Source organism: Burkholderia sp. B21-005 (genome assembly GCF_020843965.1).
In the GTDB taxonomy this organism is placed as follows: domain Bacteria; phylum Pseudomonadota; class Gammaproteobacteria; order Burkholderiales; family Burkholderiaceae; genus Burkholderia; species Burkholderia ambifaria.
Window position 1 is genome coordinate 870,228 of the sequence record NZ_CP086302.1, and the last position, 17,885, is coordinate 888,112.

Here is a 17,885-nt window from a genome sequence, read left to right on the forward strand (position 1 = left end):
GGCTCAGCTGTTCGGAACGCTGTTGCCGGAACGCACGTCGACGTCCGTCAGGCCGCCCCCGAGCGCCTTGTAGAGCGCGACCGCGTTGCCCAGTTCGGCGTTGCGCAGATCCAGCAAGGCCTGACGCGCGGCATACAGCTGCCGCTGCGAGTCGAGCAGTTCCAGCCGATCCTCGATGCCGGCGCGATAGCGCAGGTTCACGAGATCGGTGCGGCGCTCGGCGCTCTTGACGACCCGGCTTTGCGCGTCGATCTGGCGGCTGAAGGTCTCGCGCCCGGCGAGGCCGTCGGCCACTTCGCGGAACGCGGTCTGGATCGCGCGTTCGTACTCGACGACCGCGCTGGACTTGCGCACTTCCGCGAGATTCAGTTCGGAACGTAGCCGGCCGCCCTGGAAGATCGGCAACGTGACCTGCGGCGCGAAGCTCCACACGCGCTGGCCGCCGTCGAACAGGCTGCCCAGCCCCGGGCTGAGGAAGCCGATCGACGAGGTCAGCGACAGGCGCGGGAAGAACGCCGCGCGCGCCGCGCCGATGTCGGCGTTGGCGGCGACGAGATTCTGCTCGGCCTGCTGGATGTCCGGCCGGCGGTACAGCAATTCCGACGGCAGTCCGGCCGGCAGTTGCGTCATCACCGGCTGGCGTTCCAGCGACAGCGGGTCGGGCAGGGTCTTCGGCAGGTCGGTGCCGACCAGCAACCGCAGCGCGTTGCCCGCCTGCTCGACGGCGCGCGAACGCGCTTCGAGATCGGCGCTGGCGCTCGCGACCTGGCCTTCGGCCTGCGCGATGTCGACGCCGCTCGCCTGGTCCGCGAGCTTGAGCCGGCGCGCGAGATCGAGCGACTGGCGCCAGTCGTTCAGCGTGCGTTCGGACAACGCGCGCTGTTCCTGCGCGAGGCGCTCGGCGAAATACGCGTTGGCCACGGAGCCGACGAGCGCGATCTGCACCGCGCGGCGGCCGTGATCGGTCGCGAGGTAGCGCGCGAACGCCGCATCGGACAGCGACTTCACGCGGCCGAACAGGTCGATCTCGAACGCGCTGACGCCGACGTTCACGCCGTACTGGTTCTGCGTGTTTTCGAGCAGCGGCGGGTTCGATTGCGAGTCGGCCGCCGTGCGCTGGCGCGTGAAGCTCGCGCCGGCGCCGATCGACGGCAGGCGCGCGGAACGCTGGATGCCGTACTGCGCTTCGGCAGCCTGGACGTTCAGCGCGGCCAGGCGCAGGTCGCGGTTGTTGTCGAGCGCGAGCTCGATCAGGCGCTGCAGGCGACGGTCGCCGAACATCGTGCGCCAGCCGAGATCGGCCGCGTTCGCGTGCTGGTCGGCCGCGGCAGCGGTCGTATAGGCGGTCGGCACCGGCATCCCGGGCTTGACCAGCTTCGGCGCCATCGAGCACGCCGACAGCGCGAGGGCGGCGGAAACCGCGGCGGAAAGAATAAGCAATCGCATGGCATCAACCTTCATGTTCGTGGGTCACGGCGGCGGGCTTCTTGCGGGGTGCCAGCCATGCCGAGATGCGTTCCTGGATGCTCATCACGAACACAAAGAAAACCGGGACGAAGAAAATGGCCAGCACGGTGGCGGTGATCATGCCGCCCAGCACGCCGGTGCCGATCGCGTGTTGCGTCTCGGAGCTGGCGCCGGAGGCGATGACGAGCGGCACCACGCCGAGCCCGAACGCGAGCGACGTCATCAGGATCGGGCGCAGGCGCAGCTTCGACGACTGCACGGCAGCCTCGATCAGCCCCTTGCCTTCCTCGCGCAACTGCTTCGCGAATTCCACGATCAGGATCGCGTTCTTCGCCGACAGGCCGATCACGGTGATCATCCCGACCTTGAAGAACACGTCGTTCGGCAGCCCGCGGAGCATCACGGCGCCGAGTGCGCCGATCAGGCCGAGCGGCACCACCAGCATCACCGACAGCGGAATCGCCCAACTCTCGTAGAGCGCCGCGAGCACGAGGAACACGACGACCATCGACAGCGCCATCAGCATCGGCGCCTGCGATGCCGACTCGCGCTCCTGCAGCGACTGGCCGGTCCAGGCGACCGAGAAGCCCGGCGGCAACTGCGCGGCCAGACGCTCCATCTCGGCCATCGCCGCGCCGCTGGAGTAGCCGGGCGCCGAGCCGCCGGAGATGCGCGCGGACGGGTAACCCTGGAAGCGCACCATCTGGAGCGGGGCTTCCGACCAGACCGGCCGCACCACTTCGGACAGCGGCACCATGCCGCCGGTCGCGTTGCGCACGTAGAGCTTCATCACGTTTTCGATCTGCATGCGTGCCGGCGCATCGGCCTGGATGATCACCTGCTGCATGCGGCCCGCGTTGGGGAAGTCGTTCACGTAGGTCGAACCCATCGCGGCCGACAGCGTGTCGCTGATGGTCGTGAACGACACGCCGAGCGCTTCGGCCTTCTCGCGGTCGATGTCCAGCTTCACGCTCGTACCGGTCGGCAGGCTGTCCGGATAGACGCCGGTCACCACCTTGCTTTGCGCGGCCAGTTCGAGCAGCCGGGTTTCAGCCGCCTTGAGCGCCGCGTAGCCCTGGTTGGCGCGATCCTGCAGGCGCATCGTGAAGCCCGAGCTGGTGCCCAGCCCGTCGATCGCCGGCGGCAACAGGCTCATGACCGTGCCTTCGGTCACGGCGCCCATTGCTGCCTGCGCGCGCATCGCTTCGTCCAGCGTGGAGGCACCGCCGCGCTTGTTCCAGTCCTTCAGCACCGCGTAATTCAGTGCCGCATTCGAGCCGAGGCCGGAGAAGCCGTAGCCGATGATGGAGATGCTCGACTCGATGGCCGGACGCGATGCGAGATGTTTCTCGAGCGCCTTGACCACGTCGCCGGTGCGCTCGACGGTCGAATCCGCCGGGAGCAGGAAGCCGGTCATGAAGTAGCCCTGGTCTTCCTCGGGCAGGAACGACGACGGCAGCATCCGGAAGCCGAACACCAGCGCGGCGGAAATCGCGACGAACAGCAGCATCACGCGCCCGGTGCGGCCGACCAGCCGGCCGACGCGCGTCTCGTACCATTGCGTGAGGCGGTCGAAACGGCGGTTGAACCAGCCGAAGAAGCCGCGCTTCTCGTGGTGCCCGTGTTCGACCGGCTTGAGCATCGTCGCGCACAGGGCCGGCGTCAGCGTCAGCGCGAGCAGGGCCGAGAACATGATCGACACGGCCATCGACAGCGTGAACTGCTGATAGATCACGCCGACCGAACCGCTCGACATCGCCATCGGCAGGAACACGGCCGTCAGCACCAACGTGATGCCGATGATCGCGCCGGTGATTTCCTTCATCGCCTTGATCGTCGCGTCTTTCGGCGACAGGCCTTCTTCCACCATCAGGCGTTCGACGTTCTCGACGACGACGATCGCATCGTCGACGATGATGCCGATCGCGAGCACCATGCCGAACATCGTCAGCACGTTGATCGAGAAACCCGTCATCAGCATGACCGTGAAGGTGCCGAGCATCGCCACCGGCGCGACGATCGCCGGGATCAGCGTGTAGCGCACGTTCTGCAGGAACAGGTACATCACCAGGAACACGAGCACCATTGCCTCGAGCAGCGTGTGAACGACCTTCTCGATCGAGATCTTCACGAACGGCGCGGTATCGAACGGGATCGAGTAGGCCATGCCGGCCGGCATCGTCCTGGCGATCATGTCCAGTTGCTCGCGCACGGCCTCCGCGGTCTTCACCGCGTTGGCGCCCGGCGCCAGCTGCACGCCCGCGAAGGTGGCGGGTTTGCCGTTCTCGCTGTTGACGAAGGTGAACGCCTGCGGGCCGAGTTCGACCCGTGCGACGTCGCCGAGCACGACCTTCGAGCCGTTCGCATTCGCGCGCAGCACGATCTTCGCGAACTGCTCCGGCGTCGTGAGCTGGCCTTGCGCGGTGAGCGGCACCGTGACGCGCTGCCCGGACAACGCGGGCGCCGCGCCGAGGCTGCCCGGCGCGATCTGCACGTTCTGCTGGCTGACGGCCGTCGTCAGGTCGTTCATCGACAGGCCGTAGGTGATCAGCTTCTGCGGATCGACCCAGATGCGCATCGCCTGTTCGGAGCTGAACAGCTGCACCTTGCCGACGCCTTCGACACGTCGCAGGTCCTCGACGACGTTGCGCGCCATGTAGTCGGCAAGCGCGTTCTCGTCGTAGCGGCCGCTCTCCGACTTGAGGCCGACGAACAACAGGAAGCCCGTGGCGGCCGACTGCACGATCACGCCGTTTTGCCGCACGACGGGGGGCAGGCGTGGTTCGACCGACTTGAGCTTGTTCTGTACCTCGACCTGCGCCATCGCCGAATCGGTGCCGGGCTTGAAGGTCGCGGTGATCTGCGCCTGACCGGAGGTATCCGCCGACGATTCGAAATACAGCAGGTTTCGCACGCCGGACAGCTCGCGCTCGATGAGGCTCAGCACGCTGTCGCTCATCGTCTGCGGCGTGGCGCCCGGGTAGGTGGCGGTAATGGTGACGGTCGGCGGCGCGACCGACGGGTAGCGCGCAACCGGCAGTTCGGGAATGGCGATCAGGCCCAGCAGGATGATGAAGAGGGCGATCACCCATGCGAAGACCGGGCGCCGGATGAAGAATTGGGACATGACTGGAGGCTCCCCGTGACTCAGTGCGCGGAAGCGGTCTTGACCGCCTCGGGCGCCTTCCATGCGGTCGCCGTGACGGTCGCGCCGTCGCTCAGGCGTTCCATGCCTTCGACGACGACCTTCTGGCCTGCCTGCAGGCCCGACTTGATGCGGTAGCTGCGGTTCGTCAGCTCGCCCACCTCGACGGCCTTCAGATGCGCCTGGCTCTTCGCGTCGAGCACCCAGACCTGCGGCTTGCCGCCTGCGCGGACGATCGCCTGTTGCGGCACGGTCAGCGCGTTGTCGTAGTGCCCACGCGGGATGCGGGCGCGCACGTACATGCCGGGCAGCAGCTCGCGCTTCTGGTTGTCGACCAGCACGCGCAGCAGCACGTCGCCGGTGCCCGGGTCGACGTTGACGCCCGAGAACAGCATGCGGCCCCTCACGTCGTAGCGCGAGTCGTCGCCGCGCAGCACGTCGACCGGCAGGCCATTGCCCGTCGCGTCCGGCTGGGCCGCGAGTGCGCCGCGCAGCGATTCGAGCGAGGCGGCCGGCTGGCGCACGTCCACGTAGACCTGGTCGATCTGCTGGATGCGTGCCATCGGCTGGCTGTCGCTGCTCGCGACCAGCGCGCCCTCGGTCACGAGCGCCTGGTCGATGCGGCCCGTGATCGGCGCCTCGACGGTCGCGAACTTCAGGTCGAGCTGGCGTCGTGCGAGCGTCGCGCGAGCCCGTGCGACGTCGGCGGCGGCCTGGTCGCGTTGGGACACCGAGTCGTCATAGACCTGCCGGCTGATCGCGTCGGCCTCGACCAGCGGTTTGAGCCGCGTCGTCTGCACCTTGGCCCGTTCGAGCGCGGCTTGCGCGCGTTGCAGGGCCGCCGCGGCCGTATCCATGTCGGCCTTGAACGGCGCCGGGTTGATCTGGAACAGCGGCTGGCCCGCCCGCACCTCCGTGCCCTGTTCGAACAGCCGTCGCTGCACGATGCCGCTGACCTGGGGGCGGATCTCGGCAATCCGGACCGCCGCGACGCGGCCGGGCAGGTCTTCGGTCAGATCGAGGCGCGAGGCGGCCAGCGTCATCGCCGCAACCGGGGTGGCCGGCGCGGCGGCCTGCTGTTCGGCGGGCCCGCAGCCCGCCAGCATCGCCGCCGCCAGCGCGCATACGGCGCCGTAGCAGCGTCGTTTGTGATTTTTCATGTGGACTCCTTGGGACGCAGGCGACTATGGCCCGCATTGTCGGTTCGAGTGTCGCGGCGACGGTTTCGGCACCGCAGCCCCGTGCAACTACCAAGTTGCCGCGGGTTTCTGGTTGTGGTCAAATGACCATGTCAATTGACCAAAGGCGCGTAGTCTATCTCAAACTCGGACGTCTCGCGTTCAGAGGCGGGCGCTTTCGTGCCGCGAAATGTTCAGCGGAAGCCGCGGCGCGGCGGCGAAACGGCGCGGCGTCTGCCGGTGCGTCGCACGCGGTGTCTTCAATGACGGAAGTCGTTTTGCATTTGGCGCCGGAACAGTATTTCGTTGGCGCCGTTCGGCGAGTTGCAGCAATCCGGCCTTGGCCGAGCGGGTTCCCGTTGCGGAATCGACGAATATCAGGAAATGAAAAACGTGTGGTTGCAGGTCTGACGGCAACGTCGGTATCAAGGAAACGTCAATGGAAATGTCCCCGCAGTCGATGTTGTTCGAAACCGTCCCGTCGATTCTCCAGGAATGGGGCTGTGTGCGCCGCCTGGGTCAAGTCATGGCGGCCTGGACGGACCGCCGCAATGTGCTGATCGTCACGGACGCGGGGTTGCACGAGGCCGGCGTGCTGGAGCCGGCGAAAGCGTCGTTGGCGGCGGCCGGATTCCATGCGACGGTTTTTGACGAGGTCGTGGCCGACCCGCCGGAGGCCGTGGTATCGCGGTGCGTCGAGGTCGCTCGCAGTGCAGAGGTGGATGTGGTCATCGGCCTGGGCGGCGGCTCATCGATGGACATTGCGAAGCTGGCCGCGGTACTTGCCGTCTCGCAGCAATCTCTCGCAGAAATGTATGGAATTGCCAACGTTCACGGCGACCGCTTGCCATTGGTACAGATCCCGACGACGGCCGGCACCGGGTCGGAAGTCACCAATATTTCCATCGTTTCGGTAGGCGAAACGAACAAGATGGGCATCGTCGCCCGTCAGCTGTATGCCGACAGGGTGATCCTGGACGCCGAACTGACTGTTGGCCTGCCGCGCAGTCATACGGCTGCGACCGGCATCGATGCGATGGTCCACGCCATCGAGGCGTATACCAGCAAGCACAAGAAGAATGCGATTTCCGATGCGCTGGCGCGGGAAGCACTGCGTTTGCTGGCAAACAACCTGATCCCGGCTTGCGAGAACGGCGCAGATCAGCGTGCGAGGGAGGCCATGCTGCTCGGCGCCACCCTGGCGGGGCAAGCGTTCGCCAACGCGCCGGTGGCCGCGGTTCATGCACTGGCGTATCCGTTGGGCGGCCATTTCCACATCCCGCATGGTTTGTCGAACGCATTGATGCTGGCCCCCGTCCTGCGTTTCAACGCGGAAGCGGCCGCTCCGCAATATTCGGAACTGGCAGACGTCGTAGGGGCGGATGGAAACGGCGATGTCCACGCGCGCACGGCCGCATTCGTCGGATTCCTGAATGACCTGATCGAACGATCCGGCGCGCCGCGACGCCTGCGCGACGTGGGCGTCACGCGTTCGAGCCTGCCGACACTCGCGGCGGATGCGATGAAGCAGCAGCGCCTGCTGCAGAACAATCCGGTCGTTGTCACGGATGCCGATGCGTTGCGCCTGTATGAGCAGGCCTATTGAACCGACGCAGGCCGATCCGTCGTCGCCGTAACGTTAATGGAGAGAGTGCACCGTGAACACTGTAGAAAAGGTTGAGCATCACGAGGTCGTCATTCTGGGTGCCGGCTTCGGCGGCCTTGGAATTGCGGCCCGCATGAAAATCGCGGGTATCGACGACTTCGTCGTGCTCGAGAAACGTCCGGAGCTCGGCGGCGTCTGGCTCGACAATTCGTATCCCGGCGCGGCATGCGATACCGAGTCGCACCTGTATTGCTACAGCTTCCATCCGCACTTGCGCGTCAGCGCGATGTATGCCGGCAGAAACGAACTGCTCAATTACCTGAAATCGCTTGCAGCGCGGTTCGACCTGGCAGACCATCTGCGGTTCAATCGCGAGATTTGCCGCGCGCAATGGGATGCGGCTGCGCACCTCTGGCGGTTCGAGCTGGACGACGGATCGCGGTTGACCGCTCGCTTCTTCGTGCCGGCGTGGGGACAACTGAACCGGCCGATGACGCCGGCGGTGCGCGGCCTGGCGAGTTTCAAGGGCGACACCTTCCACTCCGCGCAATGGCGGCACGATGTGGACCTGAGCGGCAAGCGCGTGGCGAGCATCGGCAACGCCGCGAGCGCGGTGCAATACGTGCCGGCGATTGCGCCGAAGGTCGCGCAGCTTACGGTGTTCCAGCGCAGCGCAAACTGGATCATGCCGCGCAACCAGATCATCTTCTCGAAGGAGCAGCTCGATTCGTACGAGCAGGAGCCTCGTCTCTTCGAGGAGAGCCGGAAATCGCTGCACGCGTTCCGCGAGTCGGGATTCGAGCGCACGCGGATGGGTTCCAATGCGCAGACGGAAGGCAAGAGCCTCGCGTTGGCGCATCTTCATCGGCAGGTGTCCGACCCGGTACTGCGCGAGAAGCTGACGCCGGACTACGAATACGCATGCAAGCGGATCCTGCGGTCGGACGACTACTACCCGGCGCTCATGCGTGAGAACGTCGCGCTCGAAACGGCAGGTGTGGAGGCGTTCGTCGAAGACGGTATCGTGACGCGGGACGGCCGTGTTCTGCCGTTCGACGTGGTCATATTCGGCACGGGCTTCGAGAGCCAGGCATTCCAGGGCAGCCTGCAGGTGCGCGGCACGAGCGGCACGCTGGCGCAGGCGTGGGAACACGGGCCGGAGGCCTATCTGGGCATTACGGTGCCGGGCTTTCCCAACATGTTCATGCTGTACGGGCCGAACACGAACCTGAACCACAACTCCATCGTGTCGATGCTCGAGATCCAGCAGAACTACATCATCGATGCGATAGGCGGCATGGCCGCGGCGGGTATCGACGCGGTCGACGTCGACAGGGCCGTGTTCGACGAATACAACGGCAAGCTGCAAGCGTCGATGGCCGGCTCGGCGTTTTCCGCGGGCTGCTCGAGCTGGTACAAGAACGCGCGGGGCAAGGTGATCAACAACTGGCCCGGCACGGTGGACGAATACCGTGCCGCGACGCAATGGGATCAAAGCGTGTTCGGTACGCTCTGAGCGGGGGATGCGCATGACATCGATGCCGTGGTTGCCGCTGACGGAAGTGGCCGACGATGCCCGGGACGCCGTGCGGACGTTCCGCGAACTGGGCGGACGGCACTACGGCAGCTTGCCCGTGGATCAATCGCGCGCGAACTTCGAGCGTGCGTGCGAACTGAACGGCCTCGCGGGTGACGACGCGGTGACTCATGACGACATCGCGGTTCCCGTCATGGGCGGCAGCATTCGGGTACGGCTCTATCGCCCGCACAATGCGGCGGGTATCGGCCGCGATCCGCTCGTCGTGTTCATTCACGGCGGCGGGTGGGTGATCGGAAGCGTGGACACGCATGACGGCATTTGCCGTCATCTCGCACGGCATGGCGGGTGCCCGGTCGCGTCGGTGGAGTACCGGCGATCGCCGGAGCACCGGTGGCCGGTCCCGCTCGAGGACTGCGAACGGGCGTTGGATTATCTCGTTGGCCATGCCCCGGCGCTCGCCATCGACGCGTCCCGGGTGGTGCTGGCCGGCGACAGCGCCGGCGGCAACATGGCGACCATCATCGCGAATGCGGGATCGGCGGCGCGCTCCGCGATCGTCGGACAGCTCCTTTTTTATCCGGTGACGGACCTGACCGCGTCGCTGCCGTCATATCGACGGATTCAAGGCGGATTTCCGCTGGTGGCCGAATCGATGCGCTGGTTCCGCGACCACTACGTGCCGGCCGGTACGCCGCTCGATCTTGCGCGCCTGTCTCCGCTGCTGCATGCGGAGGGCCGGCGGCAGCCGCCGATGTTCATTGCAACCGTGGGGCTCGACCCGCTGTGCGACGAGGGCGTGGCCTATGCATCGTGCGCGGCGCGTGCCGGCAGCGAAGTCGAGCATCACCATTTGCCCGCGCATCATCACGGCATCGTGACCGCGGCCCGTCATGTCGCGACAGCGCGCTATTTGCTGGAACGCGCCGCCGCCTTCGTTGGGCGGCTGGCCGAACGGGGCAGTGTCTGCGCCTGACGCTTGGGTCCGCGCATTGCCGTGTGAGCAATGCGGCTTGCGACGGACCGGCAGGATATCGCTCTCGTGTCGTTCGACGCGCGCCGGCGTGCCCGACGTGCATCCAAGCGCGAAGCATCGCGCGATCATTCAAAACAGGACAGAGGAGATTCGGTATGGAAAAGATCTGGCTTGCTTCCTATCCGCCAGAAGTGCCGGCAGAGATCGACTGCAGCGCGTATCGATCCGTCAGCGAATTGATCGACGCAAGCTTCGACAAGTTTCGCGAAAGCCCCGCGTTCGCGTGTAACGGCACGCTGATCACGTATGGTGAACTCGACGCGATGTCGCGCTCGCTGGCCGCTTGGCTACAATCGAGGGGGCTCGAGCGCGGTGCGCGCGTCGCGATCATGATGCCGAACGTGCTGCCTTACCCGGTGTCGATCTGTGCAGTCCTGCGCGCCGGCTACGTCGTCGTCAACGTCAATCCGCTTTATACGCCCCGCGAGCTGGAACACCAGCTGAACGATAGCGGTGCCGAGGCGATCGTCCTGCTCGACAGTTGTGCTGCGACGCTGGACGCCATCATCGCGCACACGCAGGTGAAGCATGTGCTGGTCGCCACGCAGGGCGGCCCCACCGCGACGACACAGGCCCCGGGCGCGCATACGACATTCGACGACGCGATCGCGGAGGGCCGCGGGCGCCGGTTCGTGCCGGCTCGCCTGTCACCGGACGACATCGCGTTTCTCCAATATACGGGCGGGACGACCGGCGTGTCGAAAGGGGCGACGCTGTTGCATCGGAACATCGTCGCGAATGTATTGCAGGCGGACGTCTGGCTCGAGCCCGCGCGCAGTTGGCGCCCCGACGTGAAGCAGTTCATCACGGTGGCGGCCCTTCCGATCTATCACATCTTTGCGCTCAACATCTGCTGCCTGTCGACGATGTACACGGGCGGGATGTGCGTGCTCGTCCCGAACCCGCGCGACATCGGCGGGATGATCGCGTCGCTCGCCGGATACAAGATCACCACCTTCCCGGGCGTGAACACGCTGTATAACGCGATGCTCCATCATCCCGACTTCTCGCGTCTCGATTGCTCCAATCTGCTGCTGGCCAACGGCGGCGGAATGGCCACGCAGGAAGTCGTCGCAAAGCGCTGGAGGGAAATGACCGGCGCGCCGATCATCGAAGGATACGGGCTGTCCGAGACATCGCCGTGCGTGACGGTCAACCCCGTTGCACGCGGCGAGTTCAACGGCACGATCGGCCTGCCGTTGCCGTCCACCGACATATCGATCCGGGACGACGACGGCAACGAACTGCCGCCCGGACAAGCCGGCGAGCTGTGCATCCGCGGCCCCCAGGTGATGGCGGGTTACTGGCGGCGACCGGACGAGACCGCGAAAGTGATGACCGCGGACGGCTTCTTCCGGTCGGGCGACATTGCGTCGATCTCGGCGGACGGCTTCGTGCGAATCGTCGATCGCAAGAAGGACATGATTCTCGTGTCCGGCTTCAATGTCTATCCGAACGAGATCGAAGAGGTCGTCGCCAAACACCCGGGCGTCTACGAAGTCGCGGCGATCGGCGTACCCGACGAGCACTCGGGAGAGGCCGTCAAGCTGTTCGTGGTCAGGAAAGCGCCCGAACTGACGGCCGATGACTTGATGACGTTCTGCAAGGGTCAGCTGACCGGCTACAAGCGTCCGAAAAGCATCGAGTTTCGCGACAGCCTGCCGAAGAGCAACGTCGGGAAAATCCTTCGGCGCGAGTTGCGGGTGACGAACACCTGACGTCGCGGGCGGGCCGATTTCCGGAGATCGAGCTGCCGCGTGGTCAAACGATCGTGTAATGGAAAGTCCTGATTCAAATTGTTGTTCGACTGCATAGACTGGGAACCATTGAACTTGGTCAATTGACCATGTTAGGGATGACAAACCAAACCGGGATACGTATCGCCATGGCCCGCTTGCCTATTGGGGCGGATGATGCGGCGATCTTCCCGGGTTTGGCGCGTGATCGCTGGCATGCACGGGTGAGCGTCTTCGTGCTTTATGGTCAAATGACCAAGTCGTGTGATCTTGCCGTGCGGCGTGACGGATATCTTCAATAACTGGTCATCGGAGGGATCTCATGACTGAGAAACAAACAGCTGCGTGTTCGCCTGAGCACGTAGATGTACTAATCATCGGAGCGGGAATCTCGGGGATCGACGCGGCATGCCATCTCCGCATGAACCTGCCGGGGCGCTCGTTCGCCATTCTGGAAGCCATGGACGGATTCGGCGGGACGTGGTGGACGCACCGTTACCCCGGCGCACGGTCCGACAGCGACCTGTACACGTACGCATTCGGATTCCGCCCGTGGCAGGGCCGCTCGATCGCGACGGCGGAGGAGATCCACAGCTATCTCGGCGAAGTCATCGACGAGTATGACCTCGGTTCGAAGATCCACTATGGGCATCGCGTTCAAACGGTGAACTGGTCGAGCGAACAAAAGCGCTGGATAGTGGAAGTGTCGCGCAACGATACCGGCGAACGTTTCACGATGACCACCGGCTTCCTGTGGCTGGGCGCAGGGTACTACGACCATCGTCAGGGCTTTACCCCCAAGTGGAACGGGTTAGATCGTTTCAAGGGAACGGTCGTTCATCCGCAGCACTGGCCCGAAGACCTCGACTATGCCGGAAAGCGCGTGATCGTCATCGGCTCGGGCGCAACCGCCGCGACGCTGGTTCCGGCTCTGGCCGGCACCGCGGCGCACGTGACGATGCTGCAACGGTCGCCGACGTTCTTCACGGCGGTGCCGTGGACCCACCAGCTGGACGCAACGCTCCGAGAACTCAGCCTTCCCGAGGAATGGCGCTCGGAGATTCTGCGACGCGCGCACCTGAAGCAGACCTTCGACCTGATCAACCTGTCCACGGCGAACCCGGACGCGGTGCGCGACTGGCTGATCAACGAGACGCGGCAACAGCTGCCGGAAGGGTTCGACGTCGACAAGCATTTCAATCCGAGCTATCGCCCGTGGCAACAGCGCGTGGCTGCCGTCCCCGACGGCGACCTCTTCGCGGCCATCCGGGACGGGAAAGCATCGGTCGTGACCGACACCATCGAAGCGTTCGACGAAAGCGGCATCACGCTGGCATCGGGCGAACACCTGGACGCGGACATCGTCGTGACGGCCACCGGCTTCGACATGAGCGCTTTCGGCCAGATCGCATTCCAGCTCGATGGCGCCCCGGTCGACATGAGCAAGCGCGTGTCGTACCGCGGCATGATGATCGAAGGTATCCCGAACATGGCGTTCGTCTACGGCTACTACCGTTCGAGCTGGACGCTGCGTGCGGATCTCGTCTGCGAATTTACGTGCCGCGTACTCGCGCATATGGACAAGGTCGGCGCGAAGACGGTGGAGCCGCGCCTGCGTGACGAAGACGCCGACATGCAGCGGCTGCCCTGGACGGACCCGAACAACTTCAATGCCGGGTACGTGATGCGCTCGCAACACCAGATGCACATGCGCGGCGATCGCATGCCTTGGCAGCACCACTTCGAGTTCGAGGAAGAGCGCAAGACCATTCCGGAGCTGAGCCCGGACGCCGAAGTCCTCGTGTATCGCTGATCCCCGCCCAACGTTCGATTACAAGGTGATGTCATGGCACTCGATTTGCATCTCGCGGGTTTTCTCGAATCCTTTGCCGGGTCCGGCGCGAAACCCTTGCCGCAGTCCACGCCGGAAGAAGCGCGCGGACTGATGCTGCATCTGGCGCGCGCCGTTCGCGCACCGGAAACCGTTGTCGACCTTCATGGCGTGGAAGACCTGACCATTCCCGGCGCGGTCGGTTCGCTGCGGGCACGGCTCTATCGGCCGAGCCAGGAGCGTCATCTGGCGACGGTCGTCTATCTCCACGGCGGCGGGTTCGTCATTGGCGATCTGGATACCCACGACAACATTTGCCGGGAGGTGGCGCGCGCCGCGAACGCGGTCGTGGTCTCGGTCGACTACCGCCTGGCGCCCGAGCACCGGTATCCGGCCGCGGCGGACGACGCGATTGCCGCGACCAGATGGGTGATCGCGAACGCGGGCGAGCTGGGCGGAAACGACGTCGTGGCGGTGGCCGGCGATAGCGCCGGCGGCAATCTGGCGGCCGTCGTGACCCAGCAACTGCATGCCGACGGCGTTTCGTTGGCCGCGCAGCTCCTGATCTATCCGGCGGTGGCGGGGGACCGTTCAGGCTTTCCGTCCTTCAAGGAAAACGGTGAAGGCTATCTGCTCGACCTCGAGACGATCGCGTGGTTCGAACGGCATTACGTTGCCGACGGGGCGAGCCCGCAGGATGCGCGGCTGGCGCCGATCCACGCGAAGGACTTCGCAGGGCTGGCGCCGGCAGTCATCCTGACCGCGGAATACGACCCGCTGCGCGACGAGGGCGAAGCATACGGCCGCCTGCTTCACGCAAGCGGGGTCAAGGTCGAGACAATCCGGTGCGATGGCATGCTGCACGGCTTCTTCGACATGGGCGCGATCTCCCCCGGCGCGCAGACGTGGATCGAGAAGGGCATCGCAAGTTTCCGGAAGTTGCTCGACGGCGCGCAGCACCGTTGATACGCCGGCGGTCGCGATCTGAATCGCGCTTATCGCCATTCCGTGGCCGCATGCGGTTCGATGGGGGATCTCCGTCGTTGCCGATGCGGCCACACAGTTCTGATGCGTGACGGAATGAGGCCGACCGCACAACGGCTCGAGGGAGCTGCGACGCGAGCGGTGGAATCGATGCATCAGGTAGTTGCTTGTGAAGCGCTCAGGCATCTATCCAGGACACAGACCCGTGAAGAACTCATTCGATTATCTTGTTGTAGGCGGCGGCTCGGCAGGCAGTGTGCTGGCCTCGCGCCTGACCGAAGACCCCGATGCGACGCTCTGCCTCTTCGAAGCCGGCGGCACCGGCAACGGATGGCCCATCAACGTGCCGGCCGCCCTGGTGCTGATGATCCCGTCCCGGCTGAACAACTGGGCGTTCGAAACCGTGCCGCAGAAAGGGCTGCAGGGGCGGCGCGGCTATCAGCCGCGCGGCAAGGCATTGGGCGGATCGTCCGCGATCAATGCGATGGTGTACACGCGCGGCCATCATGCCGACTACGACGACTGGGCCGTGCTCGGCAACGAAGGCTGGGGCTGGAACGACGTCTTTCCGTATTTCAAGCGAAGCGAGCATAACGAGCGCCTCGGCAATGACTGGCATGGGCGCGGCGGCCCGCTCTGGGTGAGCGACCTGAGGACGGACAATCCGTTTCAGGCGCGTTGGCTGGAGGCCGGACGGCAGTGCGGCCTGCCCATCACGGACGACTTCAACGGTGCGGAGCAGGAAGGCGTCGGCATCTATCAGGTGACCCAAAAGAATGGCGAACGCTGGAGTGCCGCGCGTGCCTATCTGTTTCCGCACATGAACGCGCGCGGTAATCTGACGGTGGAAACCAATGCGCAGGTCCGGCGCATCGTGTTCGACGGCAACAGGGCCGTGGGCGTCGAAGTCACCCGTGCGGGGAATGTCGAGACGGTCTGGGCGAAAAAGGAGGTGATCCTTTCCGCGGGTGCATTTCAGTCGCCGCAGTTGCTGATGCTGTCCGGTATCGGTCCGAAGGATGAACTTCAGCGTCACGGGATCGACGTCGTGGCCGATCTCCCGGGTGTGGGGCAGAACCTGCAGGACCACCCGGACTTCGTCGTCAGCTACAAGACGAACAGCCTGGATGCGCTCGGCGTATCGGTACGCGGCGGGATCAAGACACTGGCCGACATCAGGCAATACCGGAAATCGCGCAGCGGTACGCTCACTACCAATTTTGCCGAAGGCGGCGCGTTCCTGAAGACGCGTCCCGATCTCGAGCGGCCGGACGTGCAGATGCACTTCGTCGTCGGCCCCGTCAGCGATCACGGACGGAAGCTGCATCTGGGACACGGCATTTCCTGTCACGTATGCGTGTTGAGGCCGAAGAGCCGCGGATCGGTGAAGCTGCGCAGCGCGGATCCGCTGGATGCGCCGCTGATCGACCCGGCATTCCTCGAGCACAGGGACGATCTCGACGTTCTCGTCGAGGGATACAAGCTGACGCGGCAGTTGATGGCGGCGCCGGCCATGTCGGCGTTCGTGACGGAAGATCTGTATGCGTCCCGGTCGCGCTCGGACGAAGACATACGCGCGCTGCTGCGCGAGCGGACCGACACCGTTTACCACCCGGTGGGAACGTGTCGCATGGGGAACGACGCGCTCGCCGTCGTCGACGCTCAATTGCGCGTACGGGGCACGGAGGGCCTGCGTGTCGTGGATGCGTCGATCATGCCGACGCTGGTGGGGGCAAACACGAACGCGCCGACGATCATGATCGGAGAGAAAGCGTCGGATCTGATTCGGGGGATCTCGCGATTTCCCGGCGGCCATGCCGCAGTGAAAGCCGGAATCGGGGTTTGACCGGTCCCTTTTCGCGCCGGCATGCGTCGGCACGAAAGCCGTGATCGAACACGGACGTTGCGGCAGCATCGGATGCGCTGCAACGTTCGCTGTCGTCAGGCCCATCAACTCATCGCTCAGCCGATCAACCGCGATCGGCGCGTGACCCTTGCGCGGCCCGCCTACGCGGAAGTGGCCGCCACGCGATTTCGCGCGACTCGTCGTCGTTCAAGTGCGTTCGCCAAGGAACGCCGGCTGCGGAGAAAGCGGAGAGTCGTGGGGTACCGGATGCGTGTGCACCACGCCTGAGATCGACTTCGAAAACGCGGCTGACAGGAGGATGGGTCGTCGTTCGATCCCATCAGCGGTAAGCTTCGCGCGGCATGCAGACTGCACTTTGTCCACATGCCGCTTCCCCGTCGGGTTCTTCCCGTATCCGCGACACGCGCCCCGTTACGCGATGATCACACCATCCGTCCCGGGGTGGGACGACGTCGACGCAGCGAGCCGCGCGTTTCCATCGCGGCCCGCTGCGCCGATCGGACATCGAGTGGTTACCGCGAGATCGCCCCGTCGCGAGAGAAAACCAGCCATTTGTCGCCAGGCGCCGCAAGCGCGGACGTGTAGGTCGTCCCGGTCTCGGTATGCACGCGGCTGAACGACTTTCCGTCATCGACGCTTTGCGCCTGCAACCCGTCGACACCCACGGCCAGCACGGTGGAGCCGCTGGACGCGAGTGCGGTGATCGAATTCCGGGTATCGAGCGTTGCGCGTGACCAGGTGTGGCCGTTGTCGTCGCTTCGCATCAACGTGCCGCGCAGTCCGCCGACCAGCAGCACACCGTCGGGCAGCGCGACGCCGCACCAGAACGAGCCCTTGTAACCGGTCTCGATCGTCTCCCACGTATTGCCCTTGTCCTTCGACACGAGGAGATGCCCTTTCTCGGCGGTCGCGAAAATATCGCCGTTGCCGTTCGAAAAAATACCGAACAGGTTCAGGTCCGACTTCTTGCCGTTCGGAAGAACGGGTTCCTTTTTCGTCCAGGTCTTGCCGCCGTCGTCGGTGACGAGGATCAGCGACCAGAGCCCGACGGCCACGCCGTGGTTCGCATCGACGAAGTGAACGCCGAAGAGGGGACGATCCTCGGTCGTCGCGAACCGCTGTATCTGCCAGGTCTCGCCGCCGTCGGTGGTCTTCAGGATCGCGCCCCAGTGGCCGACGGCCCAGCCCGTGTTGGCGTCGATGAAGCTGACCGACGTCAGCGTCGAGCTCACGGGTACGGCCTTGGCCTGGCGGTACGTCGCGCCGCGGTTGTCGGACAGCAGGATGATGCCGTTCGCACCGACGCTCACGACCCGCGGCCCTGCCCACGTTGCATCCAGCACGGCCGACTGCGTCGCAATGCTCGACTGGACGGCCGGCACGGGTTTGAGTTCCGGTGCGGATACCGCGCATTGCATGCCGCCCAGCAGTGTTGCGCCGACGACGATAGCAGCCGAAATGGCGTGCATCTTGTGATTCATGAGCATGGAATCCTCTT

At 65.1% G+C, this 17,885-nt stretch carries 12 protein-coding genes; 7 read left to right on the forward strand and 5 right to left on the reverse strand.

Features of this window, described 5'->3' with window-relative positions:
- Positions 1 to 3: 3 nt before the first annotated feature.
- From LMA02_RS20310 to LMA02_RS20325, 4 genes are all read right to left on the reverse strand, one after another.
- Complete coding sequence (locus LMA02_RS20310) at positions 4 to 1,446, reverse strand: efflux transporter outer membrane subunit (protein ID WP_228909547.1); 1,443 nt, start codon at positions 1,444 to 1,446, stop codon at positions 4 to 6.
- 4 nt (positions 1,447 to 1,450) lie between these two features.
- The gene (locus LMA02_RS20315) at positions 1,451 to 4,594 is read right to left on the reverse strand and encodes an efflux RND transporter permease subunit (protein WP_228909548.1); all 3,144 of its coding nucleotides are present in this window, start codon (positions 4,592 to 4,594) and stop codon (positions 1,451 to 1,453) included.
- 20 nt (positions 4,595 to 4,614) lie between these two features.
- Positions 4,615 to 5,772, reverse strand: a complete 1,158-nt coding sequence (locus tag LMA02_RS20320; RefSeq protein ID WP_228909549.1) for an efflux RND transporter periplasmic adaptor subunit — start codon at positions 5,770 to 5,772, stop codon at positions 4,615 to 4,617.
- A gap of 180 nt (positions 5,773 to 5,952) precedes the next feature.
- Entirely contained in the window at positions 5,953 to 6,207 is a 255-nt protein-coding gene (locus LMA02_RS20325) for a hypothetical protein (protein WP_228910097.1), read from the reverse strand.
- Positions 6,208 to 6,229: 22 nt separating this feature from the next.
- Between LMA02_RS20325 and LMA02_RS20330 the strand changes: the two genes are divergently transcribed.
- From LMA02_RS20330 to LMA02_RS20360, 7 genes are all read left to right on the forward strand, one after another.
- The gene (locus LMA02_RS20330) at positions 6,230 to 7,396 is read left to right on the forward strand and encodes an iron-containing alcohol dehydrogenase (RefSeq protein WP_416378670.1); all 1,167 of its coding nucleotides are present in this window, start codon (positions 6,230 to 6,232) and stop codon (positions 7,394 to 7,396) included.
- A gap of 52 nt (positions 7,397 to 7,448) precedes the next feature.
- Complete coding sequence (locus LMA02_RS20335; protein ID WP_267478989.1) at positions 7,449 to 8,912, forward strand: flavin-containing monooxygenase; 1,464 nt, start codon at positions 7,449 to 7,451, stop codon at positions 8,910 to 8,912.
- 13 nt (positions 8,913 to 8,925) lie between these two features.
- Positions 8,926 to 9,909, forward strand: coding sequence for an alpha/beta hydrolase (locus LMA02_RS20340; protein WP_228909551.1), 984 nt, complete (start codon positions 8,926 to 8,928; stop codon positions 9,907 to 9,909).
- Positions 9,910 to 10,064: 155 nt separating this feature from the next.
- Positions 10,065 to 11,687 carry an AMP-binding protein gene (locus tag LMA02_RS20345; RefSeq protein WP_228909552.1) on the forward strand — a complete coding sequence of 541 codons (1,623 nt, stop codon included), beginning with the start codon at positions 10,065 to 10,067 and terminating at the stop codon, positions 11,685 to 11,687.
- 340 nt (positions 11,688 to 12,027) lie between these two features.
- On the forward strand, positions 12,028 to 13,518 hold the full coding sequence (locus tag LMA02_RS20350; protein WP_228909553.1) for a flavin-containing monooxygenase: 1,491 nt from the start codon (positions 12,028 to 12,030) through the stop codon (positions 13,516 to 13,518).
- A 33-nt stretch (positions 13,519 to 13,551) separates the two neighbouring features.
- Positions 13,552 to 14,502: an alpha/beta hydrolase gene (locus tag LMA02_RS20355; protein WP_228909554.1), complete on the forward strand. Its 951-nt coding sequence runs from the start codon at positions 13,552 to 13,554 to the stop codon at positions 14,500 to 14,502.
- A gap of 223 nt (positions 14,503 to 14,725) precedes the next feature.
- Positions 14,726 to 16,366, forward strand: a complete 1,641-nt coding sequence (locus tag LMA02_RS20360; RefSeq protein WP_228909555.1) for a GMC family oxidoreductase — start codon at positions 14,726 to 14,728, stop codon at positions 16,364 to 16,366.
- Between the two features lie 533 nt (positions 16,367 to 16,899).
- Here the strand turns inward: LMA02_RS20360 and LMA02_RS20365 are convergent.
- Complete coding sequence (locus LMA02_RS20365) at positions 16,900 to 17,868, reverse strand: WD40/YVTN/BNR-like repeat-containing protein (RefSeq protein ID WP_228909556.1); 969 nt, start codon at positions 17,866 to 17,868, stop codon at positions 16,900 to 16,902.
- Positions 17,869 to 17,885: the final 17 nt, after the last annotated feature.

Bases quoted from the DNA above. Each gene is read 5' to 3' on its own strand.
- LMA02_RS20310 (WP_228909547.1), bottom strand. From the start codon at position 1,446: ATGCGATTGCTTATTCTTTCCGCCGCGGTTTCCGCCGCCCTCGCGCTG.
- LMA02_RS20315 (WP_228909548.1), bottom strand. From the start codon at position 4,594: ATGTCCCAATTCTTCATCCGGCGCCCGGTCTTCGCATGGGTGATCGCC.
- LMA02_RS20320 (WP_228909549.1), bottom strand. From the start codon at position 5,772: ATGAAAAATCACAAACGACGCTGCTACGGCGCCGTATGCGCGCTGGCG.
- LMA02_RS20330 (WP_416378670.1), top strand. From the start codon at position 6,230: ATGGAAATGTCCCCGCAGTCGATGTTGTTCGAAACCGTCCCGTCGATT.
- LMA02_RS20340 (WP_228909551.1), top strand. From the start codon at position 8,926: ATGACATCGATGCCGTGGTTGCCGCTGACGGAAGTGGCCGACGATGCC.
- LMA02_RS20345 (WP_228909552.1), top strand. From the start codon at position 10,065: ATGGAAAAGATCTGGCTTGCTTCCTATCCGCCAGAAGTGCCGGCAGAG.
- LMA02_RS20350 (WP_228909553.1), top strand. From the start codon at position 12,028: ATGACTGAGAAACAAACAGCTGCGTGTTCGCCTGAGCACGTAGATGTA.
- LMA02_RS20355 (WP_228909554.1), top strand. From the start codon at position 13,552: ATGGCACTCGATTTGCATCTCGCGGGTTTTCTCGAATCCTTTGCCGGG.
- LMA02_RS20365 (WP_228909556.1), bottom strand. From the start codon at position 17,868: ATGAATCACAAGATGCACGCCATTTCGGCTGCTATCGTCGTCGGCGCA.